The 23,343-nt window shown below is 69.2% G+C and carries 19 protein-coding genes; 13 read left to right on the top strand and 6 right to left on the bottom strand.

Annotation, left to right across the window (positions count from 1 at the left end; all coding sequences use genetic code 11):
* Positions 1-13: 13 nt before the first annotated feature.
* The gene (locus QRY02_RS24680) at positions 14-847 is read right to left on the bottom strand and encodes an aldo/keto reductase (protein ID WP_285985233.1); all 834 of its coding nucleotides are present in this window, start codon (positions 845-847) and stop codon (positions 14-16) included.
* Positions 848-870: 23 nt separating this feature from the next.
* Positions 871-2,055 (bottom strand): MFS transporter, encoded by a 1,185-nt coding sequence (locus tag QRY02_RS24675; RefSeq protein ID WP_285985232.1) that lies wholly within the window; start codon positions 2,053-2,055, stop codon positions 871-873.
* Positions 2,056-2,180: 125 nt separating this feature from the next.
* On the opposite strand from QRY02_RS24675, the gene QRY02_RS24670 reads away from it, so the two are divergent.
* Together QRY02_RS24670 and QRY02_RS24665 are read left to right on the top strand one after the other, a co-directional pair.
* Positions 2,181-2,630: a MarR family winged helix-turn-helix transcriptional regulator gene (locus QRY02_RS24670; RefSeq protein WP_285985231.1), complete on the top strand. Its 450-nt coding sequence runs from the start codon at positions 2,181-2,183 to the stop codon at positions 2,628-2,630.
* Complete coding sequence (locus QRY02_RS24665; RefSeq protein ID WP_353067984.1) at positions 2,627-3,301, top strand: ThuA domain-containing protein; 675 nt, start codon at positions 2,627-2,629, stop codon at positions 3,299-3,301. Before QRY02_RS24670 ends, QRY02_RS24665 begins: the two co-directional genes overlap by 4 nt.
* A gap of 52 nt (positions 3,302-3,353) precedes the next feature.
* On the opposite strand, the gene xylA is transcribed toward QRY02_RS24665, so the two are convergent.
* A complete protein-coding gene (gene xylA, locus QRY02_RS24660) occupies positions 3,354-4,502 on the bottom strand; it encodes a xylose isomerase (protein ID WP_285985230.1) in 1,149 nt (382 codons plus the stop codon).
* 98 nt (positions 4,503-4,600) lie between these two features.
* Between xylA and QRY02_RS24655 the strand changes: the two genes are divergently transcribed.
* Positions 4,601-5,764: an ROK family transcriptional regulator gene (locus tag QRY02_RS24655; RefSeq protein ID WP_285985229.1), complete on the top strand. Its 1,164-nt coding sequence runs from the start codon at positions 4,601-4,603 to the stop codon at positions 5,762-5,764.
* A 54-nt stretch (positions 5,765-5,818) separates the two neighbouring features.
* On the opposite strand, the gene QRY02_RS24650 is transcribed toward QRY02_RS24655, so the two are convergent.
* A complete protein-coding gene (locus QRY02_RS24650) occupies positions 5,819-9,052 on the bottom strand; it encodes a S8 family serine peptidase (RefSeq protein WP_285985228.1) in 3,234 nt (1,077 codons plus the stop codon).
* Positions 9,053-9,287: 235 nt separating this feature from the next.
* Here QRY02_RS24650 and QRY02_RS24645 point away from each other — a divergent pair, with 235 nt between their 5' ends.
* The 5 genes from QRY02_RS24645 to QRY02_RS24625 all read left to right on the top strand — a co-directional run bounded on the left by QRY02_RS24645 (position 9,288) and on the right by QRY02_RS24625 (position 14,988).
* Positions 9,288-9,902 (top strand): TetR/AcrR family transcriptional regulator, encoded by a 615-nt coding sequence (locus tag QRY02_RS24645; protein WP_285985227.1) that lies wholly within the window; start codon positions 9,288-9,290, stop codon positions 9,900-9,902.
* A 2-nt stretch (positions 9,903-9,904) separates the two neighbouring features.
* Positions 9,905-10,813: an ABC transporter ATP-binding protein gene (locus tag QRY02_RS24640; RefSeq protein ID WP_285985226.1), complete on the top strand. Its 909-nt coding sequence runs from the start codon at positions 9,905-9,907 to the stop codon at positions 10,811-10,813.
* A complete protein-coding gene (locus tag QRY02_RS24635) occupies positions 10,810-12,372 on the top strand; it encodes an ABC transporter permease (protein WP_285985225.1) in 1,563 nt (520 codons plus the stop codon). Before QRY02_RS24640 ends, QRY02_RS24635 begins: the two co-directional genes overlap by 4 nt.
* Before the next feature lie 345 nt (positions 12,373-12,717).
* Complete coding sequence (locus tag QRY02_RS24630) at positions 12,718-13,092, top strand: hypothetical protein (RefSeq protein ID WP_285985224.1); 375 nt, start codon at positions 12,718-12,720, stop codon at positions 13,090-13,092.
* Positions 13,093-13,629: 537 nt separating this feature from the next.
* On the top strand, positions 13,630-14,988 hold the full coding sequence (locus QRY02_RS24625; RefSeq protein ID WP_285985223.1) for a chymotrypsin family serine protease: 1,359 nt from the start codon (positions 13,630-13,632) through the stop codon (positions 14,986-14,988).
* A 500-nt stretch (positions 14,989-15,488) separates the two neighbouring features.
* Here QRY02_RS24625 and QRY02_RS24620 read toward each other — a convergent pair whose 3' ends face one another.
* Positions 15,489-17,012, bottom strand: coding sequence for an IS1634 family transposase (locus QRY02_RS24620; protein WP_502874125.1), 1,524 nt, complete (start codon positions 17,010-17,012; stop codon positions 15,489-15,491).
* A gap of 128 nt (positions 17,013-17,140) precedes the next feature.
* Here QRY02_RS24620 and QRY02_RS24615 point away from each other — a divergent pair, with 128 nt between their 5' ends.
* Positions 17,141-17,497 carry a VOC family protein gene (locus QRY02_RS24615; RefSeq protein ID WP_053731577.1) on the top strand — a complete coding sequence of 119 codons (357 nt, stop codon included), beginning with the start codon at positions 17,141-17,143 and terminating at the stop codon, positions 17,495-17,497.
* 3 nt (positions 17,498-17,500) lie between these two features.
* Here the strand turns inward: QRY02_RS24615 and QRY02_RS24610 are convergent, their stop codons facing one another.
* Positions 17,501-18,304 carry an alpha/beta fold hydrolase gene (locus tag QRY02_RS24610; RefSeq protein ID WP_285985222.1) on the bottom strand — a complete coding sequence of 268 codons (804 nt, stop codon included), beginning with the start codon at positions 18,302-18,304 and terminating at the stop codon, positions 17,501-17,503.
* Positions 18,305-18,730: 426 nt separating this feature from the next.
* Between QRY02_RS24610 and QRY02_RS24605 the strand changes: the two genes are divergently transcribed.
* The 4 genes from QRY02_RS24605 to QRY02_RS24590 all read left to right on the top strand — a co-directional run bounded on the left by QRY02_RS24605 (position 18,731) and on the right by QRY02_RS24590 (position 23,323).
* Complete coding sequence (locus QRY02_RS24605) at positions 18,731-20,179, top strand: amidohydrolase (protein ID WP_285985221.1); 1,449 nt, start codon at positions 18,731-18,733, stop codon at positions 20,177-20,179.
* 76 nt (positions 20,180-20,255) lie between these two features.
* Positions 20,256-22,607 (top strand): GH92 family glycosyl hydrolase, encoded by a 2,352-nt coding sequence (locus QRY02_RS24600; protein ID WP_285985220.1) that lies wholly within the window; start codon positions 20,256-20,258, stop codon positions 22,605-22,607.
* Positions 22,608-22,709: 102 nt separating this feature from the next.
* On the top strand, positions 22,710-22,913 hold the full coding sequence (locus QRY02_RS24595) for an HC3 family zinc finger protein (protein ID WP_353067983.1): 204 nt from the start codon (positions 22,710-22,712) through the stop codon (positions 22,911-22,913).
* Positions 22,895-23,323: a hypothetical protein gene (locus QRY02_RS24590; protein WP_285985218.1), complete on the top strand. Its 429-nt coding sequence runs from the start codon at positions 22,895-22,897 to the stop codon at positions 23,321-23,323. Before QRY02_RS24595 ends, QRY02_RS24590 begins: the two co-directional genes overlap by 19 nt.
* Positions 23,324-23,343 lie beyond the last annotated feature (20 nt).

Genomic DNA, 23,343 nt, shown 5'->3' with positions numbered 1-23,343 from the left:
TGGGGTGATCGGGTCAGGCGGCGTTGAAGGTGTCGGGGTCCGGGCCGGTCCGCTCGCCGCGGTCCAGCGGGGTCAGCGACTCCATCTCCTCCTCCGTGAGGGTGAACCCGAACAGGTCGAAGTTCTCCTCGATCCGGGACGGCGTGACGGACTTCGGGATCACGACGTTGTCCAGCTGGAGGTGCCAGCGCAGCACGATCTGCGCGGGCGTGCGGCCGTGCTTCACCGCGAGTTCCGCGATCACCGGGTCGCCGAGCAGGCTGCCGCCCTTGGCGAGCGGGCTCCACGCCTCGGTCACGATGCCGTTCTTGGCGTCGAACTCGCGGAGCTCGCGCTGCTGCAGGTACGGGTGCAGCTCCACCTGGTTGACCGCGGGGGCGACATCGGCGGCGTCGAGCAGGCGCTCGAGGTGCGCGGGCTGGAAGTTGGAGACGCCGATCGCGCGGACCCGGCCGTCGGCGTGCAGCTTCTCGAACGCCTTCCAGGTGTCGAGGAACTTGTCGCGCGCCGGGGTCGGCCAGTGGATCAGGTAGAGGTCCAGCTGCTCGAGGCCGAGCTTGGTCATGCTCTCGTCGAACGCCTTGAGCGTCGAGTCGTAGCCCTGGGCCGAGTTCCACAGCTTCGTGGTGACGAACAGCTCGTCGCGGGCGATGCCGGACTCGGCGATCGCCTGGCCGACCCCCTTTTCGTTGCCGTAGACGGCGGCGGTGTCGATGCTGCGGTAGCCCGCTTCGAGGGCGGCCTTCACGGCGGTGGCGGTCTCGTCGTCCGGGACCTGGAACACGCCGTAGCCGAGTTGCGGCATCCGCACGCCGTTGTTGAGTTCGATGACGGGCACGCTGGTCACGAGGGGTCCTTTCGGTGGGTGGTTCATCGGGCGAGTACCCGTTCTCCGGCTTCGAAACTAGCCGGGGTCCTGCGGTCGAGCAGTCCGGAGACGACCGCCACGGCGAGGCCCGCCGCGGCGAGGACGGCGCCGATCCAATTGGGGGCGGTGTAGCCGAGGCCGGCGTCGATGGCCTGGCCGCCGAGCCACGCGCCACCGGCGTTGCCGAGGTTGAACGCGGCGATGTTCGCCGCCGACGCGAGCGTCGGCGCGCCTTCGGCCTTGGCCATCACACGGGCCTGCAGCGGCGGCACGGTGGCGAACCCGGCCGCGCCGAACAGCGCGATGGTGATCGCCGCGGGCACCTTCGCGTGCGCGGTGAACACGAACGCCACCAGCACCAGCGCCAGGGCGGTGAGGATGACGTAGAGGCTGGGCATCAGCTTGCGGTCCGCCGCCTTGCCGCCGAGCAGGTTGCCGGCGAACAGGCCGGCGCCGAAGAGCACGAGCAGCCAGGTGACGGCGCCGCCGGAGAAGCCCGCGACCTCGGTCATCATCGGGGCGATGTAGGTGAAGGACGCGAACACGCCGGCGAAGCCGAGCGCGGTCGTGACCAGCGCCAGCCACACCTGCGGGCGGCGGAACACGGCGAGCTCGCTGCGCAGGCCGGCGCCGGGGTCCGGTTCCCGGCGCGGCACAAGTGCGAGGATGCCGACGGCGCCGGCCACGCCGAGCGCGCTGACCACCCAGAACGTCGAGCGCCAGCCGAAGGCCTGGCCGAGCGCGGTGCCGGCGGGCACGCCGAGCACGTTGGCCACGGTCAGCCCGGTGAACATGAGCGCGATCGCGCTCGCCTGCTTGGCCGGCGCGACCAGCGACGCGGCGACGACCGAGCCGACGCCGAAGAAGGCACCGTGGCTCAGCGCGGCGACGACCCGGCCGGTCATCAGCAGGCCGTAACCCGGGGCCAGCGCCGAGAGCACGTTGCCCGCGATGAACAGGCCCATCAGGGCGACCAGCACGGTCGTGCGCGGCACCCGCGAGGCCAGCGCGGTGAGCAGGGGAGCGCCGACGACGACGCCGAGCGCGTAGCCGGAGATGAGCAGGCCTGCGGACGGGATCGAGACGCCGAAATCGGCTGCGACCTCGGGTAGCAGGCCCATGATCACGAACTCGGTGGTGCCGATCCCGAAAGCGCTGATCGCCAGGGCGAGCAGGGCGGCGGGCATGGACTTCCTTCTTTCCGGGGTAGACTGAGAGCGTTGGCAACTACAAGCGCCTGAAATAGTTGCAGACGCCGCATATCAACCCTGGGTTTGCCGGGTGGTTCGCGCAAGCCGGGAAGAGGTGAACCGTGTCACTGGACGACGACGCTGTCGAAGCGCGCGCACAGGGCTGGCGGACGCTGGCCGCGCTCCACGCGCGGATCGAAGACGGGCTGCAGCGCGCCCTCGAGCGCGACCACGAGCTGTCGGTGAGCGAGTACACGGTCTTGGACGTCCTGGCCCGTCAGGACGGCTTCCACCTCCGGATGAACCAGCTGGCGAACGCGGTGGTCCTCAGCCAGTCCGCGACGACGCGGCTGGTGGCGCGGCTGGAGAGCCGGGGGCTGCTGGCCCGCTACCTGTGCGCGGACGACCGCCGGGGGATCTACACGGAGGTGACGCCGGCGGGTCAGGCGTTGCTCGCGGCGGCGCGTCCGACGCACGACACGGCGCTGGCGGAGGCCTTGGCGGAGGCGGAGACCCGGCCGGAGCTCGCTCCGCTGGTCGCGGCACTCGGCGCGCTCCATTCCCTCGGGTGAAGGAGGTTGGGCGGGTGCGGGTGCTGGTGTTCTCCAAGACGGCCGGGTACCGGCACGACTCGATCCCGGCGGGGATCCGGGCGATCCGGGAACTGGGTTCGGGGCACGGGTTCGACGTCACGGCGACCGAAGACGCGGCGGAGTTGCCGGCTTCCTGCGACGCGGTGGTGTTCCTGTCGACCAGCGGTGAAGTCCTGGACGCGGCGCGGAAGGCGGCGTTCGAGTCCTATGTGGAGGGTGGCGGCGGGTACGTCGGCATCCACGCGGCAGCCGACACGGAGCACGGCTGGCCGTGGTACGGACAGCTGGTGGGTGCCCGGTTCCGGACCCACCCGGCGATCCAGCAGGCCCGCTTCGTGACCGAAGACGGCACGCACCCGGCGACCGCCCACCTGCCGCCGGTGTGGACCCGGACCGACGAGCTGTACGACTTCCGCGCCAACCCGCGTGGCCGCGTGCGCGTGCTGCAGTCGCTGGACGAGGCCAGCTACCTCGGTGGTGGAATGGGGGCGGACCACCCCATCACGTGGTGCCACCCGCAGGGACGCGGCCGGGCGTTCTACACCGGCCTCGGCCACACGACCGAGTCGTACGCGGACCCGGCGTTCCAGGCGCTCCTCCTGGGCGCGATCCGCTACGCCGCGGGAGTGCTCCCCACGGACGGCGGCTGAGGTCCGGACCGAGCGGTGGAGGCCACCGCGAGGTGGCCTCCACCGCCGCCGGTCAGCGCACGCCGAGCAGGTGCTCCAGGGCGAGCTGGTTCAGCCGGGTGAAGTGGTAGCCGCGGGCCGCCGCCGCCTCCAGGTCGAACTCGTCGTTCAGGACGTCGTCGAACGTCTCGCCCGGGGCCAGCGTCGGGGTCGAAAGGTCCGGGACCCGCGACGCCGCCAGTGCCTCCACGACCTCCGGGTCGGCGCGGAACGCCGCCGACTTCTCCTTGAGGATCAGGTACGTCCGCATGTTCGCCGCGGCGGACACCCAGACGTCCGAAGCGTCCTCGGTCCGCAGCGGCTTGTAGTCGAAGTGCCGCGGGCCCTCGTAGCCGCCGTTCTCCAGCAGGTCGACCAGGAAGAACGCGCTCTTCAGGTCGCCGTGGCCGAAGATCAGGTCCTGGTCGTACTTCGGGCCGTGCTGGCCGTTGAGGTCGATGTGGAACAGCTTGCCCTGCCACAGCGCCTGCGAGATGCCGTGCACGAAGTTCAGCCCGGCCATCTGCTCGTGCCCGACCTCCGGGTTCAGCCCGAACATCTCCGGCCGCGAGAGCTGCGAGATGAAGCCCAGCGCGTGCCCGATCGTCGGCAGCAGGATGTCGCCGCGCGGCTCGTTCGGCTTCGGCTCCAGCGCGAACCGCAGTGAGTAGCCCTTCTCGACGACGTAGTCGGCGAGCAGGTCCAGGCCCTCCTTGTAGCGGTCCAGCGCCGCGCGGACGTCCTTCGCGGCGTCGGACTCGGCGCCTTCGCGGCCGCCCCAGACGACGTAGGTCTCGGCGCCGAGCTCGGCCGCGAGGTCGAGGTTGCGGCGCACCTTCCGCAGCGCGTACCGCCGGACGTCACGGTCGTTGCTGGTCAGGCCGCCGTCCTTGAACACCGGGTGGGTGAACAGGTTCGTCGTCGCCATCGGCACCTTGAGGCCGGTCTCGGCGAGTGCCTTGCGGAAGCGCTCGATCGCCTTGTCGCGGTCCGGCTCGGTGGCCAGCAGGTCGTCGTCGTGGAAGGTCACGCCGTAGGCGCCCAGCTCCGCGAGCCGGTGCACGCTCTCGACCGGGTCCAGCGCCGCCCGCGTCGCCACCCCGAACGGGTCGTTCGCCGGCCAGCCCACGGTCCAGAGGCCGAAGGTGAACTTGTCGGCCGGCTGGGGAGCGAAGTCGCTCATGACTGTCCCTTCATTTAGTTCACGTTGTAGACTAAATATGCGCCGCGGGGGTCCCCGGCGTCAAGGGGCCGGGTTACAGTGCTTCGCGGGAGGACACGATGACGCAGGCCGTGCGGCACGAGGAGATGCGCGCCCGCAACCTCGAGGTCGTGCTGGGCGCGGTCAGCCGTGGCGGCCCGCTCACCCGGGCCGCGCTCGCCGAGGTCACCGGCCTGACCAAGTCGACCGTGAGCAAGCTCGTCGGCGACCTGGTGGAGGCGGGCCTGCTCGCCGAGACCGGCCCCGCGCGGGCGGGCGAACGCGGCCGGCCGGGGGTGGACGTCGTGCTCAGCGGGGCGCGGATGGCGTCGCTGGGGCTGGAAATCAACGTCGACTACCTCGCGGTGCGCGTGCTCGACCTCACCGGCGAGGTCCGGTTCGCCGCCCGCCGCGAACGCGACAACCGCGGCTCGCGGCCGAAGAAGGTCCTGGCGGAGCTGCAGGACCTGGCCACCGACGCGCTCGCCGAGGCCCACCGGCTGGGGCTGGAGGCGGCGGGCGCGGTGCTGGCGGTGTCCGGCCCGGTCGGCGACGGCGTGCTGTTCAGCGCCCCCAACCTCGGCTGGCAGGACGTCCGCCCGGCCGAGCTGCTGCGGCTGCCGGTCCCGGTCGAGCTGGACAACGAAGCGAACCTCGCCGCGCTCGGCGAGCTCTGGTACGGCGACGGCGAGCGCGACTTCCTCTACGTGTCCGGCGAAATCGGCATCGGCGCCGGCCTGGTCGTGGACGGCGTGCTGTACTCCGGTGCCACGGGCCTGGCCGGCGAGCTGGGGCACGTGGTCGTGGCCCCGGAGGGGGCGCCGTGCCGCTGCGGCGGCAGCGGCTGCCTGGAGACCTACGCCGGGCAGGAAGCGTTGCTGACAGCGGGAAAAGCCGCTTCGGTACCGGCGTTGCTGGCGGCCCTCGAGCACGGCGACGACACGGCGCTGGCGGCGTGCGCGGCGGCCGGTCGCGCCCTCGGGATCGCCCTGACGTCGGCGGTGAACCTCCTGGACCTCGACCGCATCGTGCTCGGCGGGGTGTTCACGCAGCTGTACCCGTGGTTGTCCGGCCCGGTGTCGGAGGTGCTGACCACCCGCCTCGGCGGCCTGCGCGGCACACCCCCGGTCCTGACCGCCTCCCGGCTCGGCGGCGACGCGGCGACCCTCGGCGCGGCCGGCCGGGTCATCCACCGCGTCCTGGCCGATCCGGCGCCGTTCCTCATCCGGGCCCAAGAGGCCTGAACGACGTGAAGGCCGCCCCGAGGAATCCTCGGGGCGGCCTTCACGGACTGGGAACTAGCTCACCGCGTTGATCTGCACCAGCGAGGAGCCGACCGTGACACCGGTGTCGGTCTGCACGGTCAGCTGACCGCGCAGGGTCCGGCCCGGGGCCGGGACGGCGGTGGCCGTCACCGTCGCCGGCACGGTCCACGAACTGCCCGACGCGCGCAGGGCGTTGGCGTCGGTCACCGCGACCGAACCGAACGCCGGGTTGGTGAACACGTCGAGATAGTCGTAGGCGGTGGTGCCGCCCGGGACCGCGTACCCGTCGACGAGCGCGACCCACGCACCGGGCGCCGGGTTGGGCACGGTCACCGACTCCTCGGAGTCACCGTCCGCGCTGACGCCCGCCTGCACGCAGGTGCCGGTCGTGCAGTTGTACAGCACCAGGTCGAGGTCCGTGCCCACGACGGCGGGGTTGCCGATGGTAGCGGTCAGCGACGTCGAACCCGGCGTCACCGCGATCTGGTACTGCTGCTGCGTGCCTTCGGTGATCGACGGCCGCTGCGTCTTCGCGCTGCCCAGCGTGGCGCCGGTCAGCTTGCCGGTGAACGCGCCGAGGGTGTTCTGCACGGTGTAGGACCGCGGGATCGGCGTGTTCAGCGTGGCGGCGGCGATGGTGTCGGGGTTCGGCGAAATCGCCGTGCCCAGCACCGAAGCCGACAGCTTGTACGGCGCTTCGTCCACATCGGACGTCCGGCGCGCTTCGACGACGATCTCCCACACGCCCGGCAGCGGGTTGGCGATGGTCCGGCTGGTCGGCGTGCCGCCGGCGCAGCCCGCACCCGCGTCGGGCAGGTAGCACGCGGTCGTCGCGGTACTGGCCTCGGCCGGGACACCGGTCGGGTCGTACCGCAGGAACCGCACCTGGCCCTTGCCCGGAGCGCCGGCGCCGGCGTCCAGGTCCACCTTCAGCGCGCTGGCGCCCTGCGGCACCCGCACGAAGTAGCTGGTCGCCTGGTTGCGGGCGGCCTTGCCCGAGTTGTCGACCTGGAAACCCTTGCCGGCGGCGAACTCCTGCGGCGCGAAGACCGTGTTCAAGGTCTGCACGTCGATGCCGATGGTCAGCGGGTTGTCCAGGTAGAGCAGGGCCGAGTGGACCCCGGCGCTCTTCGGGTTCACGTTCACCTTGAACGAAACCGGCGTGTTCAGCGGCAGCACCACCGTCGATCCGGAGGAGAACGTGCCGTCGTTGCCGACCCACCGCACGAAGTACGGCACCGGGTGCGCCGAGCCCGTGGTGCGGGTGATCGTGTAGGTGCGGGTGTACGCCTTGCCCGTGGTCACGCCCTCGCGGTCGTGGATGCCCACGCCCGTGTTCGGCGTGGCCAGCAGCCCGGACTGGACGGTGTGCACCTCGACCGACGTCGAAACGGCGTCCGGCTTCGGGTTGAGCGAAAGCGCGACGAACGCGGCGGGGACGTTGAACAGGCCCGCGCCCTGGGCGTACGCGCCGATGCCCGGCACGAACCGCGCGGTCGACTTGATCGCCGCGCGCAGCTGCGCCACCGGCGGCCGCTGGCCGTTGTGCGTCGCCTTGTACGCGCTCACCAGCAGGGCCGCCGCGCCGGTCGCCTGCGGCGCCGCCATCGACGTGCCCTGCAGCATCGCGTAGCCGGCCGGCAGGGTGTACGTGCCGGCCACCGGGCTCGGGGCTTCCCAGCGCGGGACGGTGGCGATGGCCGCACCGGGCGCGATGATGTCCGGCTTGAAGCCGCCGTCCTCACGCGGGCCGCGCGAGGAGAACGGGTGCATCGACTCGGGGTTCTTGGTGACCGAGCCGTAGTTCGACAGCCAGGTCTCCTTGGTGATGTACGAGCCGACCGAGATCGCGTCCGTGGCCACCGACGGGTCGCCGACGGTGTTCGCCCCGGCGCCGCTGTTGCCCGCCGAGATGAAGATCTGGACGTTGTACTCGGCGATCGTGCGGTTGTAGAGCTCCGCGCGGGCGTTGTTGCCGTCGTTGAGGGCCGGCAGGCCGCCGATCGAGATGTTGATGACGTCGGCGCCGTGGCTGGCCGCGTAGACGACACCGTCGACCAGGCCGGACGAGGTGCAGCCGGCACTGGTGAGGCAGACCTTGACGGCCAGCACCTTCGCGCCCGGGGCCGCGCCGTCCATCTTGCCGCCGAAGAGGTCGTTGCCGGCGGCGATGCCGGCCACGTGCGAGCCGTGCTCCGCACCGGCGATGCCGATGCCGACGTAGCCCGGCTTGTCGGTCTGGACCACGAAGGCCATTCGCTCGGCGATGTCGGTCGCCGGGTTGTCGGTGCCGAAGAAGCCGACGTCGTACTTCTTGTTGTAGTCGGTCATCGGCTTCTCGTCGGTGAAGTCGCCGTTGCCGTTGAGGTCGACCCGGACCTCCTTGGTCACCGGGTCGAGCAGCACGCCCCAGGAGTCGGCGCGGTCGCCGTCGCGGTTGATGTCACCGCCGGTCTCGCTGTCCGCGGCACCCAGGTCGCCCGCGGTCTCGCCGAACACGCCGAACGTGTACGGGCCACCGGTGGCCGGAGCCGTCCAGGTCTTGCCGTTGGCGGTGAAGGTGCCGGTGTAGGTCTGGGTCGACTGCTTGACCCAGGTGCCGTCGCCGGAGTTGGTGGCGTTGGCGTTGTACCAGTCGACGATCTTGCGTTCGCCGTGGCTGGTGGTGGCCAGCGCGGGGGAGTCGAGGTCGACGCCGGAGTCGAGCACCGCGACCGTGGTGTCCTTGCCGTCCCAGCTGGGCAGGACCTGGCCGAACTGCGCCGCGTAGGTGTCGCCGGTCGGCAGGTACGGGTTGACGCGCGGGGTGTTCTTGCCCGGGGCCGGCTGCGGCAGCGGGTTGCTCGCGCCGTCGGGCTTCGGGTCGTCGCGCACGATGAGCCCGTCGACGTCGACGGCGTTGACCGACTTGAGCTTCGCGGCTTTTTCGGCCTTGGCGGTCGGGATGCTGACCTTGACGTAGTCGAGCTTCGTGTCGGTGGACTGGACGACCCCGCCGAGGGCCTTGAGCTCGTTCACGGCGGTGCCGGTCTGGCCCTTTTCCGCGGCGATCAGCAGCGTGACGTCGGGCTTCCCGGCCTTCTCGGCTTCGGCGACGAGCGCGCGGTCGTGCTCGTCGAGGGTCTTGCCGTCGGCCGCGCCGTTGGTCGGCGGGGCCTGCTGGGCGGAGGCCACCGGGACCGCGACGCCGAGGACGGAGGCGCCGAGAGCGGTGGCGAGGATGGTGATCCCGGCCCGCCGTCTCCAGCGCGATCTGTGCTGTTCCACTGAAACGACCCTTCGTGAAGATGTGCGTCCGAGCAGTACACAGGGTGGGATCTTCGTCAGCAATCAGACAGTTAGCCCATCAACCGCAATTGGTTGCGAGCCGAATGGCCTAATGGGCTGCCCGGTTGGGCGGTCACCGGAACGCGCCGAGGGTGGCCAGATCTCCCCATTGCTATATGTACGTATAGCGGGCTATATTCAGGTGTAGTCGACTACACGCACGTATAGGACACTGATGAGCAGCGAAGACCTCACCGCCCGGGCCCGGATCCGCGACGCCGCCATCCGGCTGTTCACCGAACGCGGCATGGAGAAGACGTCGATCCTCGACATCGCCGAGGAAGCCGGGGTCTCCGGCGGCCTGATCCGCCACCACTTCGGCTCCAAGGACGGCCTGCGCGAGGCCTGCGACACGTACGTCTTCGACGAACTGGTGAAGTTCAAGGAGGAGGTCCTGGCGAAGGGCGCCGCGAACCCGGGATTCCTCCCCACGTTCGACGCCCGGCAGCTGCTCTACCGCCGGTACCTGGGCCGCGCCATGGTCGACGGCTCCGGGGCCGCCGAGGTGCAGTTCACCGGGATCGTCGACGAAACCGAGCGCTACTTCCTCGAGCAGGGCATGGACATGCCGGACCCGCGGGGCGTCGCCGCCGCGCTCGCCGCGATGACCGGCGGGCTGATGATCCTGCAGGACCACGTCGCCCGCGCGCTCGGCGAGGAGCCGGGCACGAACGAGGCGATGCTGCGGATGTCGGCGGCCGCCGGGCACCTGTTCCTCAACCCGCTCGCCACCACCGAAGTCCTCGAAAAGGCCCGCGAAGCGCTGGCCGCCTACCAACGGAAGGAATGACGATGGCCGCAGCGATCACCGCCGCCGGCCTCACCAAGGCGTTCGGCCGGACGAAAGCCCTCGACGGGCTCGACCTGACCGTCCACACCGGCGAGGTGCACGGCTTCCTCGGGCCCAACGGCGCCGGCAAGACCACCACCATCCGCGTCCTGCTGGGGCTGATGCGCGCCGACGGCGGCCGCGCCACCCTGCTCGGCGGCGACCCCTGGACCGACGCCACCGAGCTGCACCGGCGGCTCGCGTACGTGCCGGGCGACGTCACCCTCTGGCCGAACCTCACCGGCGGCGAGGTCATCGACCTGCTCGGCCGCCTGCGCGGCGGCCTCGACACCGCCCGCCGCGCGGAGCTGATCGAGCGCTTCGACCTCGACCCGCGCAAGAAGGGCCGGACGTACTCGAAGGGCAACCGGCAGAAGGTCGCGCTCGTCGCCGCGCTGGCGTCCGATGTGGAGCTGCTGGTCCTCGACGAGCCGACGTCCGGGCTCGACCCGCTGATGGAGGAGGTGTTCCGGGAGGTCGTCGAGGAGGAGCGCGAACGCGGCGACCGGACGGTGCTGCTGTCCTCGCACATCCTGTCGGAGGTGGAGGCGCTGTGCGACCGCGTCACGATCATCCGGGCCGGCCGCACGGTGGAGTCGGGCACCCTGGACGAACTGCGGCACCTCGGGCGGATCACCATCGACGCCTCGCTCGCGCACGTGCCCGCGGACCTGGCGTCGCTGCCGGGCGTCCACGACCTGAATTCGTACGGCTCGCACGTCCACCTGTCCGTCGACCAGACCTCGCTGGCCGAGGTGATGCGGCACCTCGCCGAGGGCGGGCTGCGGAGCCTGGTGAGCCGGCCGCCGACGCTCGAGGAGCTGTTCCTGCGGCACTACCGGCAGGGCGAGCCGGTCGGAGCGGCACGATGACGGGAACCTGTGCGCTGTTGCGGCTGGTGCTGCGCCGCGACCGGTGGCTGCTGCCGGTCTGGATCCTCGGTCTCACGCTCGCGCCCGCCGGCTACCTGTCCTCGATCAAGGCGGCGTACCCGGATGCCGCGGCACGGCAGCGCTTCTACGACCTCAACGCGTCGAGCGCGACGTTCGTCGTGCGCAACGGCCCGCTGTATGGCTCTTCCGTGGGGAACCTGCTGGCTTGGCAGTGCGGGTTCGTCCCGGTCGTCGTGGGGCTGATCGCGTTGCTCACCGTGGTGCGGCACACCCGGACCGAGGAGGAGGCCGGACGCCGCGAGCTCACCGGCGCCACCGTCGTCGGCCGGCACGCGGGGCTGGTCGCCGCGGTGCTCGCCGCGTGCGGTGCGTGCCTGGTGTTCGGTCTGCTGGCCGCGTTCGCCGTCGCCGCGCAGGGTGAGCCGCTCGCCGGTGCGTTGGCGCTCGGTGCGGGATTCGCCTTGGCGGGCTGGGTTTTCGCCGGGGCCGGGGCGGTCGCCGCCCAGCTCACCTGGGGCGCGGGCGGGGCGCGGGGCATCGGCATCGGGGCTCTGGTGCTGGCGTTCCTGCTGCGCGCGGCCGGGGACAGCAGCGGTTCGGCGGGCTGGCTCGCGTGGCTGTCGCCGGTCGGCTGGGCGCACCGGCTGCGCCCGTTCGCGGGGGAACAGTGGTGGGTGCTCGCGGTGGGCGTCCTCGCGACCGGCGTGCTGGTGGTGTCGGCCGTCGCGTTGTCGGCGCGCCGGGACCTCGGCGCGGCTCTGTTACCGGCGCGGCTGGGCCGGGAGACGGCGAAGGCGTCGTTGCGTTCGCCGCTGGCGCTGGCGTGGCGGCTGCAGCGGGGGACGCTGCTGGTCTGGACCGTGTGCCTGGGCCTCGTCGGGCTGCTGATGGGCGGGGTGGCGCAGAACGTCGCGGAGATGATGCGGGACAACCGGGCGGTCGCGGACGTGTTCTCCCACATGGGTGGCGGCGGTGCGGTGATGGACGCGTACCTGGCCGGGACGATGACGTTGTTCGGTCTCGCGGTGGCGGGTTACGCGGTGCAGGCGACGCTGAAGCTGCGCGCGGAAGAAGCGGCGGGCCGGGCGGAACCGGTCCTGGCGACGGCGGTCGGCCGGGTCGGCTGGGCGCTGGCCCACCTGACGTTCGCGTTCGCCGGCTCGGCGTTCGTGCTGGCGGCGACGGGCTGGGCGACCGGCGTGGCGTACGGGAGTGGCCTCGGGCTGGTCCCGGGGGCGCTGGCCCAGCTGCCGGCGGTGTGGGTGCTCGCCGGCTTGGCGGCGTTGCTGATCGGGTTCCTCCCGCGGTTCGCCGCGGCGGCGTGGGGGCTGCTGGCGGGGTTCCTGTTGCTGTCGCTGGTCGGGTCGGCGTTGCAGTGGAACGACGTGGTGCTGGGGATTTCGCCGTTCCAGCAGATACCGCGGCTGCCGGGCGGGACGTTCTCGCTGACGCCGGTGCTCTGGCTGGTGGTGATCGCTTCGGTCGCCGGAGTGGGCGGCCTGCTCGCCTTGCGACGGCGGGACATCCCGGTGGGCTGACCACCGGACGGGACCACGGCCGGGGGTCCAGGAGGGCTTGCCCCCGGCGGGGTCTGGCAAGCAATGCCAGCCAAGACAACCCCTGGACCAACACTTGATACAACAGCCGAGCAACCACGGACCACCGATCATCGAATGCTCGGGCGTGCGTGGCTTCATTTGGGGCTACTCTGAAGTCGTCATGACGGATCGGCTCGCACAGGCAAGATCGTGACAGGGGAGGCCCCTCCCCATTCGCTTGTCAACCGCCGCGCGTCAGGCCTGGGCGGCGCGACCGCAGCACAGGGCCATGTCTGTTGACCAGCAGTTCGATCGAGTGACCCGAGCACCGAGGAGGTGTCGAGCGTGAACGATATGAACAAGCAGCCTCCACCAGCGTCCCGAACTCATCTGTCGGACCTCACCCCCCGCGCAGTGCTGGGTGAACTTGCTGCTGCGCAGGCAGCTACTTTGCCGCAACTGCCGTGGCGGCTCGTCGAGATCGATCACGACGACACGACTTTGGTGATCGCGGTACAGCTGGGACGATCTCCGCGCATCGCAGGAGTGGAAATCACAGAAACTGCGACCAGCGTTCACGTTGTAGTCCGCGGGGCCGAATCGCCACCCCCGGACGTGCTGTCCTTCGCCGTGGCGAGGACTGCCATCGCGACCGTCACCTTGCCGCACCCTGTGGGCCGGCGTCAGCTCGATGGCGCAGAGCCACAGCACACACAGTAACAAGCCTTGCCGAAGCATTTGTGGTTGTCGACCCGGTCGCGCCGACCATAAGCCCGCATAAGGAACCTGTGCCGACCGGATACATGCCGCCTGCCCGGCTGGTTCCGGCGCGAGAACGAGGCAAGGCCGGATGGACCAGCGCATGCAGCCAGAGGCCACATTCACGACGAATACCACGGGGACGCAGCCAGGAACATCCCGGACTTCGCAACACATCACCAACAGACGCAGAAAACTGACATAATGTCTGGTCAGACAGTTCTTGCTCCATCCGAGTGGTTTCGTGACGTCTTTGTTGACTTCCAAGATGGTCAGAAAGACCCTGGGTGCTCGTCGGGGCAGACATCGGCTTCTGCGAGGGGTGGAATTTCGGTGAGCGACCTGATCATGTACGAATCGATGTCACGTCGGATCGAACGACGTGCACTGTCAGGTGGCCCCACCAGGCCGCCATTCGGTTGAGCCGTGTCCGCTTGAGCGACACACGTCCCGAATCCAGCCGTCAGGGTTTCGATTCAAATAGGACGGGAATCCGAAATGATTCATGTCAACTTTGGCCTTCGTCTAAGAATTCTGACCAGTGCCGTACTGGTATCATTTCCGCTTGTCGTCTTTGCGACTGACCAAGCCGCAGCCGGCAATAGTGACATTGTGAGCAATTCTCCAATGGACACGATTGCCGGAATACAGCAGTACCTCGACGGTCACCGAAGCGAATTCGGCGGAATGTACCTTGACAACGCGACGCGTACTATACATGTCAACATGGCGCCGTCCGTCGTTCCGGAATCCACGAGAGCGCTGCATGAGATTTTTCGGAACTCATCACCACTGCGATCGCCATCGAAGGATTCAACTCCGCTGAGGCTGGAATTGCACACCGTTGCCTATAGTATGGCAGAACTGCAGCAAGTGGCGAATCAGATTACGATCAGACGGCCGTGGGCCGCCTTGATTTCCAACACCCTTGCATGGTGGGGAATCGATTGGCGCCACGATGTGGTTACGGTTGCCCTGACAGCAGTCACACAAGACTTGCAAGATCTTGCGCGCCGGGAGTTCGGCAACCGTGTCACACTGGTACCTGGCAACCAATTGACATTCGCCTCTAAACTGACAACAATTCGAGGACCCGTCCAAACCAAGAAGGTGCAACCACCAGCCAAGGTGGGAGCGATCACGAACCAGCAGGCTGGCAGTTCTCAGGTCGCACCCTCGCCGAGCAGGCTGCTCGACGGCGCGCCCTACTATGGAGGCGACCGGATCTACCGGCTTGAAGCATCCGATGACTCGGTGCTTGTCATTCAGTGCACAGGCGGCTTCGGCTACTCGGGCCCATCCATGCAAACCGCAGGGCATTGCGCACCTGGTGGCGCCTTTTGGACACAGGGCTACTGGGATCAGGACAGTAATTTTATTTACCAAACAGGCACCATGGGCCGAGTGTTTGCAGTCGAGTACGGAAGTCGCCTGCCCGACGGGGAACTGATGAACGGAAACACCTATGGTGCGGTTGTGTGGACCCAGCTGCAGACCGTTCAGACAGTTCGTGGCACGGCGTTCCCCGCGCAGGGCGAGGGAGTGTGCTTCGATGGTTCGTTCACGAACGAAAACTGCTCTGGCATCATTGATACAGTTGCCGGCTGCGCCAACGTATGGGATGATTTTGAGAAAACCTATGTGTATGTGTGCGGCCTCGACATAGCGCACTCTGCAAATAATACCAGAATGTGCCAGCCCGGCGACAGCGGTGGCCCCGTCTACCAACGCGTACCCAACGGCGTGAAGGCGGCCGGAATAATTTCGGCAACCAACGACCCTGGAACTGTATGTGCATTCACGGATATCAATATATTTGATGCCGATTTTGGTGGAAGTGTACTTTTTTCCAGTTAGACAGGTAGGGTAAACGCAACACTGACGCACAGGCGATACTCGGACCATTCAGGGCCCTGTATTGCGACCATGCGTCGAGATGCCTGTCCTCCTCAGCACCGAGGACGGGCATCTCCATGTCATGTCGGCCGCCGGAGTTCGTCGACCACAACCAGAGCAAGTGCGACCGTCGCGGCAATGCCGACACGGCGACCGACGCCGAGCGGCGCGAGGAGGAACCAGCGCCCCCGCCCCGCCGAGCCAGGGCCACATCTGCCAGCCCGACAACCACCACGGACCAGCGCGTGTACCGCTGCCCCGGCCAGTACGGGCAGGCGGGCGCCGCGTGCGATGGCGGCCCATCGGTCCCGGCGCGCGGCGGATCGGTGCCCGGCCGCCGCGAGCCGATCGAAGATCGTTCCTCCGCCCATCACCCCAGGATGCGCCCTGACCAGCGAAAACGCGAACGATCATCACTTCGTCGTGGTTTCCGGAGTCGTTCGGACCTGACTTGGCTCAAATTAGTGCGCACCGCGGTCGTGGATGCGGGTGAGGGCATCGCGGAGGTCGTCGGGTAGCGGGTCGACGGCGGTGAGGGTGTGCTCGCCGGCCTGGATGTTGATGGTGCGGTAGCGGCGGGTGGTGCGCACGAACTTCTTGATCGACCAGCCGGTGGTCTGCTCGATCCACCTGCTGACGGCCAGGGCGGCGAACACGACCGTCAGGTGCGCGTCGATCGACTCGCGCTTGTGGTGGTAGATCGGCCGCGCACGTAGGTCGTGTTTAGACATTCGGAACGACTTCTCGATGTGGAACAGTCGGTGGTAGGCGTCGATCACGAACTCGGCGGTGACGTCCGGGAGGTTGGTGACGTAGCCTTTGAGGCCGGCAAGGGCGCGTGCCTTGGCTTCCAGGGTCCGGTTGACACTCTTGGTGGCGCCGGTGAGCTGGATGAACCGGTTGCGTTTGACCGCGGTCTTGCCGGCGACGGCCTGCTCGGCCTTGGCGACCTGTTCGTCGATGCCGTGCAGGGTGCGCCGAGCCCGGTCCGCCCGGTACTGGTAGTAGATGATCTGGTCGCGGCGCTGGTCCTTGGGGCCGGCAGGCCAGGGCTGGGTGAAGATGTGCCCGTCGGGGATCTGCTCATCCGGGTGCTCGTGGCGCCACGCCTGGACCACGTACGGCACGTCGGGTATCCGCGCGCCGAGGATGAACGACAACCCCGCGGCCTCGATGGCCTGCTGGTTGGCCGCAGAGATCATGCCAGCGTCGGCCACGACCGTGACATCAGCCAGCTGGTGGGCATCCATGAACGCACGGATGGTCGGCAGCATCGTAGTGGTCTCGCCCCGGTTGCCCTCGAACGCGTTAACCATCAACGGAAACCCGCTTGCGTCGGTGAGCAGCCCGATCGTGATCTGCGGCTCCAGGCGGCGTTCTTTGGAGAACCCGGGCTCACGGAACCCGTCCCCGGCATCGGTCTCGAAGTACAAGGTGGACACATCGTAGAGAACCAGTGACGCCGGCCCCAGATCAGCGGTGCGGGCGCACGCCGCGGCCAACTTCTGCCGCCAGGACTCTTTCGCGAACGCGGGCAGACGCCGCTTGAGGGTCGCGTACGCCGGCGGGTCGAAACCTGCCTCCTCGACCACCCGCAGACTGTCCAGCTTGCTGGTCGGCTCGACGATCCGTGCCAGCACCAGTAATCGGAACACCTCGTCACCACCAGCGGCCTCCTCGAACCCCAACAGCTGGTAGGCGTGGCCGAGCGCGTCCCACAGGTACCCCATCCGCGACGACGTGATCGCAAGCGGCCCACCACCAGCACCACTGCCGGCCTGCAACGCCGCGAAGTCCGGGCCAAAGTCGAGCTCGGGCTGCCCCACAGCCAGACGCTGCCTCGCCACCGCCTTGAGCGCCTCCAACGCCGCATCGTCATGCGCCGAGCCGATGTGCTCGATGTCCCGCGACCCGCGACGCGAGGAGTGCACGATCTGCACCGCCCTGGCCCCCGACGCCGTCTTCACCGTGCGCACATACGCCACGAGAGACAGCCTGGAACCGGCCGCTTAGTGCGCAGATTTTCGTCGTTCACACGACGAAACCGCGGCTCAACAGCCAGCACCCTACCCAAGATCAGCGATCTTGAGCCAAAGTCAGGTAAGGTGACGGAATGGTCATGCGGGTGGCGGTTCCCGTGCTGCCGTGCCGAGATGTGCAGGCAGCGCGGTCGTACTTCACGGACGTGCTCGGATTCGACACCATATTCACCTGGGAGACCCCACCTAGCTACGCGGCCGTGATCCGCGACACCGCCGAGTTCCACCTGTACGCCGAAAGCAGCGTCGGCCCGGCCAGGGTGACGGTTGTCGTCGACGACGTCGATTCCTGCCACGACGAGCTGCGCGCCCGCGGCGCCGACATCGTCGAGCCACTGGCTGACCGGCCCTACGGGATGCGCGACTTCAACGTACGGACACCCGATGGGCACTTGTTGATCTTTAGCCAGCCGCTTACCGAGTACGGGTGACCATCAGCGGACCAGCCGGAAGAATGACCGGCCCTCGTCGACGAACAACGCCGGCTGCTCGAACGCCGCGAAGTGGCCGCCCCTGCCGGGCTCGTTCCAGTACCGGATGTTCGGGAACCGGCGCTCCGCCCACCGCCGAGACGGGCGCTGCAGCTCCTTGGGGAAGACCGAACAGCCGGTGGGTACGGTCACCGGCGCGCCGGCCGACCCGGAGATCCATTCGTTGACCTGCCGGAGGCTTTCCCAGTACAGCCGGGCGGATGAGGCACCGGTGCCGGGCAGCCAGTAGAGCGTCAGGTTGTCGAGCAGCTCATACCGGGTAATAACCCGATGCAGGTCGCCACCGGAGTCGGTCCACGACCAGAACTTCTCGACGATCCAGGCGCAGAGGGCGGCCGGCGAGTCGACCAGCCCGTAGCCGACCGTCTGCGGCCGGGTCGACTGCTGCGCCGAGTATCCGGAGCCCCATTCGTCCGCCTCCCGCAGTGTCGCGAGCGCCGCCCGCTCGGCACCGGTGAGGTCGTCCAACGTGGCCGGATCGGGCGGTGCGAGCGGCGGCATGAGATGGATGCCGGCGACCCGATCGGGTTGCCGTTGACCAATGCTCGTGGCGATGCTGGTGCCCCAGTCGCTGCCCTGGGCGCCGAACCGCCGGTAGCCGAGCCGGGCCATCAGCTCGCACCACGCGTCGGATATCCGCTCGATCCCCCACCCCGGCGCGGCCGGCTTGTCGCTGAAGCCGTAACCGGGAAGCGATGGGCAGACCCCTAGAACCGGCCGCTTAGTGCGCAGATTTTCGCCGTTCACACGACGAAACCGCAGCTCAACAGCCAGCACCCTACCCAAGATCAGCGATCTTGAGCCAAGTCAGGACTTCGTCGTGGTTTCCGGAGTCGTTCGGAGGCGGCCTGCTGCCCCACAACGGTCACGGATGGAGGCACCCGCCCTCCGGACTCGTTTGGGTATCCGTCTTGAGCAACGGGGGTTCGACCCCCGGGGAACACCGCGAGGCGAGGCCGGGTGCGCGCTTTCCGCACACCGGCCTCGCCCCGAGAATCGCGTGGCAACCGAGGGAGTCGAACCCTGCGCGGCTTGTGAAGGCGGCGCCCGTGGACCGGCCCTGACCCTTCGGCGGGCGACGGCTGCCAATGGTTTCAACGCTGCTAATACCCTTGATGTTTCACTTTCATGCGCTGCTTCACCCGGACGGGCCCGGCTGGCAAGGTGGTCCGCATGGATGATCTCCTGCTGCGCCGCGTCCGGCCGGGTCTCGGTGGCGACCTCGCCGACGTCCGGGTGAACGACGGCCGGGTCACGTCGATCACCGAGCCGGGCTCCGAGGGGTTCGCCGCACGGCTGGTCGACGGGCACGGCGGGACGTTGCTGCCCGGGCTGGTCGACGCGCACGTCCACGTCGTGCAGTGGGCGACGTTCCGGCGTCGCATCCCCCTGGACGCGGCCCGCTCGGCGGGAGAGGCGATCGAGCTGCTGCTGGCCCACCTGCTGGCGACGCCCGCGCCGCAGTCGGAGCTCGTCGTGGGCGCCGGGTTCCGTGACGGGCTGTGGCCGGACAAGCCGCACAAGGACCTGCTGCAGCGGGCGCTGCCCGGGCGGGCGGTCGCGTTGTTCAGCGCGGACCTGCACACGTTGTGGCTGAGCCCGGCGGCGTTGAAGCTGATCGGTCGCGACCACCCGACGGGCGTCCTGCTGGAGGGCGATTGCATGACCGCGACCGCCCAGCTCCCGACGGCGGCGATCGACGTCCAGGACCGCTGGGTGGCGGAAGCCGTGGCCGCGGCGGTCGCGCGGGGCGTGACGCAGATCGTCGACTACGAGTACGCGGACACGGTGGCGGACTGGACGCGCCGGGGCGCCCCGGCCGCGCGGATTTCGTGTGTCATCGCGAGGCACCTCCTGGATCAGGCCATCGAGCGCGGCCACCGCACGGGCGACGTCCTGCCGGACTCCGGTGGGCTGCTGACGGTCGGGCCGTTCAAGCTCTTCGTGGACGGCTCCCTCAACACCCGCACGGCCTACTGCCACGACCCGTATCCCGGCGTGGATTCGCCGGGCTCGCTGGAACTGCCGCCCGGCGAACTGATTCCGTTGATGCAGCGGGCGTTCGACCACGGGCTGCTCCCGGCGGTCCACGCGATCGGCGACCGGGCGAACACGATCGCTTTGGACGCGTTCGAGGAGGTCGGCTGCCCGGGCCGCATCGAGCACGCCCAGCTGCTGTCCCCGGAGGACGTCCCGCGGTTCGCCGCGCTGGGCGTGATCGCGGCGGTCCAGCCGTCGCACCAGCCGGACGACCGCGATGTCGCCGACCGCCACTGGCACGGCCGGACGTCGCGGGCGTTCCCGTACCGGTCGTTGCTGGAGTCGGGCGCCCGCCTGGAGTTCGGCTCGGACGCCCCGGTCGCGCCGCTGGACCCGTGGGACGGTATCGCGTCGGCGATCTCCCGCACGGACGACGACCGCCCGCCGTGGCACCCGGAGCAGGCGATCCCGTTCGCCGAGGCGCTGGCGTCGTCGTCGGGTGGCCGTCGAGGGGTGGCGGTGGGGGACGTCGCGGACCTGATGGTGACGGCGGCGGACCCGTCGGTGCTGTCCCCGGCGGACCTGCGAGCCCTCCCGGTGACGGCGACGGTCGTCGGTGGGCATGTCACCCACCAGGTCTGAGTCAGGGCTTGATTTGTCCACCGGACAACGGAAAAGATCCCACGGTGGATGTGACAACGTTGTCAGGAGGAAACCGATGAGGCAGTGCACCCCAAGAACGGGGACGCGCGTCCTGGCCACCCTGCTCGCCGGAGCCACGACGATGGCTCTCGCCACCCCTGCCGAAGCCCACGGCGGCCCCCGGTTCGCCGAAGACCCCACCACGCTCGTCGACACCTCGATCGGCAACAACGGCGACGGCACCACCTTCCCCGGCGCCACCACGCCGTTCGGGATGGTCCAGCTCAGCCCGGACACCCAGCTCAAGAAGTACGCGTCCTACGACTACGCGCAGGACACCACTCTCGGCTTCAGCCACACCCACCTCTCCGGCGTCGGCTGCCAGACGATGGGCAACTTCCGGTTCATGCCCACCACCGGCGCCGTCACCACCAGCGATCCCGCGAAGTACGGCGCGAAGTTCAGCCACGCCGACGAAACCCGCCAACCCGGCTACTACGGGGTCAAGCTGGCCAACGGCATCGACGCCGAACTCACCGCCACCCAGCGCACCGGCCAGCACCGCTACACCTTCCCGAGCGGTGCGACCAGCGAAAACGTTCTCATCGAGGTCGGCGAGAGCAACGGCTACACCTACGCCGGCGACGTCCACGTCGTCGGGGACGACACCGTCGAGGGCTGGCTGCAGGGCGGCAACTTCTGCTGGGAGACGCAGAAGGAGCGCTACCGGGTCTTCTTCAGCGCCAAGTTCGACCGCAAGTTCACGAGCTTCGGCACCTGGACCGACAGCAAGCTGACGCCGAACCAGCGTGACGCGAAGCTCGGCAGCCAGCGCACCGGCGCCTGGCTCACCTTCGGCACCGACAAGAACCAGGTCGGCGCGTCGGTCGGCCTGTCCTACACCTCCGTCGACGGCGCCCGCCTCGACCGCCAGGCCGAGCAGCCGAAGTCGTTCGACCGGGCGAAGAAGCAGTCCCACGAGACCTGGCGGGACGAGCTGAACCGCCTGCGCGTCGCCGGTGGGACGACCGCCGACCAGCGCACCTACTACAGCGCGCTGTACCGGTCGCTGCTGCACCCGTCCGTCGGGTCCGATGTGGACGGCTCGTACCGCGGCTTCGACGACACCGTCCACCGCGGCCGCGGCACCTACTACCAGATGTTCTCGCTGTGGGACACCTACCGCTCGCAGAACCAGCTGGTCGCGCTGCTGCACCCGGACAAGGCCGCGGACATGACCAAGTCAATCCTCAAGGTCTACCAGGACGGCGGCTGGGTCCCGCGGTGGGCGCTCGCGGGCGGCGAGACGAACGTGATGAGCGGCGACCCCGTCACGCCGTGGGTGGTCGACAACTACCGCCGCGGCCTCCTCGACGACAAGACCGCCCGTCAGCTGTTCGACGCGCTGTGGCGCAACGCCAACGAAGTGCCGAAGGACCAGTCGATCTTCCGCGGCCGCGACGGCAACCCGACCTACGTGCAGAACGGCTGGATCGGCTACCAGGACCTGCCGGGCTACACCTACGGCGACACGCGCCAGGCCGGCTCGGCGACCCTCGAGTACGCCCTCGCCGACTGCGCACTGTCCACAATGGCGTCCGGACTGGGCTACGGCGACAAGGCCGCGACCCTGCGAGCCCGCTGTGGCAACTTCGCGCACCTGTGGGACACCGGCGTGGAATCCCACGGCTTCACCGGCTTCCCCCGGACGAAGGCCGCGGACGGCACCGGCGTCGGCGACCCCGACCCGGCGAAGTCGACCGGCTTCCACGAGGGCACGCCGTGGCAGTACCAGTGGCTCGCCCAGCAGGACACCGCGAAGCTGTTCGGCCTGATGGGCGGCCCGGCGCAGGCGGAGCGGCGGCTCGACACCTTCTTCGACATGCCGCTGCTGCTCACCGACCCGGCGAAGGCGGCCAAGGACTCCTGGGTCCACGGCGCGTACGACTACCACAACAACTTCGCTTTCAACCCGAACAACGAGCCCGACCTGCACGCACCCTGGATGTACAGCTGGACGGGCGCGCCCTGGAAGACCTCGGCGGTGCTGCGGGCGGCGCGGACGCTGTTCACGGACACGCCGTACGGCATGCCGGGCAACGACGACCTCGGCACCATCTCGTCGTGGCTCGTCTTCGGCATGGCCGGCGTCTTCGAGGCGCAGCCGGGCTCCGGGACGTACCTGCTCAGCACGCCGATGTTCGAGAAGGTCGAGATCCACCCGGACGGCGGCCGCAAGATCGAGATCGAAGCACCGGGCGCGAGCGCGGCGAAGCTGCAGTACACAAAGGACGTCCGCATCGGACACCGCGGTTACGGTCGCAGCTGGATCTCCCACGCGGACCTGCTCCGCGCGGGCAAGATCCAGTTCCGCCTGAGTGACACGCCGACGGCGTGGGGCACGCAGGCGGCGCCACCCGCCATGTGACGGCCTACCCGCGGGCCGGAATCGCCGAGAACAGCCTGATAACACGAGTTCCTGTCCATCACACTCTCAGCGAGTTGGTGTCCACCGGATCGGACAGATTGAATGGCCATCATGTTGAGGTGGCAGCAGGCGGAGGGGAAGCGTCACGCGCTCGACGGGCCGTTCCCTCCGCGTCCGGAGGAACAGTTCGTGGCTTTGTGCGGGGAAGAAGTGACCGTCGCGGTGAGGGATGTTCCGCAGCTCGGGGGGAACTGGTTCGACCCGACGTGCGCCGAGTGCGAGTCGGCGTGGCTGGCGCGGTGCTGACCGAGGCCGACCGGGATCATCGGCTGCTGGAGCGCATCCGCGACCTGCACGCCTCGCTCGCCCCCGATCTGGCGTGGCTGGCCCGGACCGTCGGGGAGGAGGTGCCGCGCCCCGACATCCTCCGCGACCTGGGGGAGCGGCTGGCCGACCTCGGTGGGGACCTGATCACCCGCGCCGACGAGCTCGACGCCCAGGTCCGGGCCGGCCTCCCGGACGACGGCTGGCTCCCCGAAGCGGGCGCACGGCGGCGCGCACTGGCCGTCGCCCACCAGGTCGGCCCGCACCCCCTCCGGTGCGGGCCGATCTTCCTCGCCGTCTGCGGCGCCGCCTGTTTCCCCTTCTACGGGACGGACCCGACGAGCCGGACAGCGCGCCACGAACGGTGCGAAAAGTGTCTCCACGTGCGCTGATCCGCCGTTTCTGCTGAGCT

Source organism: Amycolatopsis sp. DG1A-15b, from assembly GCF_030285645.1.
Taxonomy (GTDB): domain Bacteria; phylum Actinomycetota; class Actinomycetes; order Mycobacteriales; family Pseudonocardiaceae; genus Amycolatopsis.
This window is presented reverse-complemented; position numbering and strand designations above follow the sequence as displayed.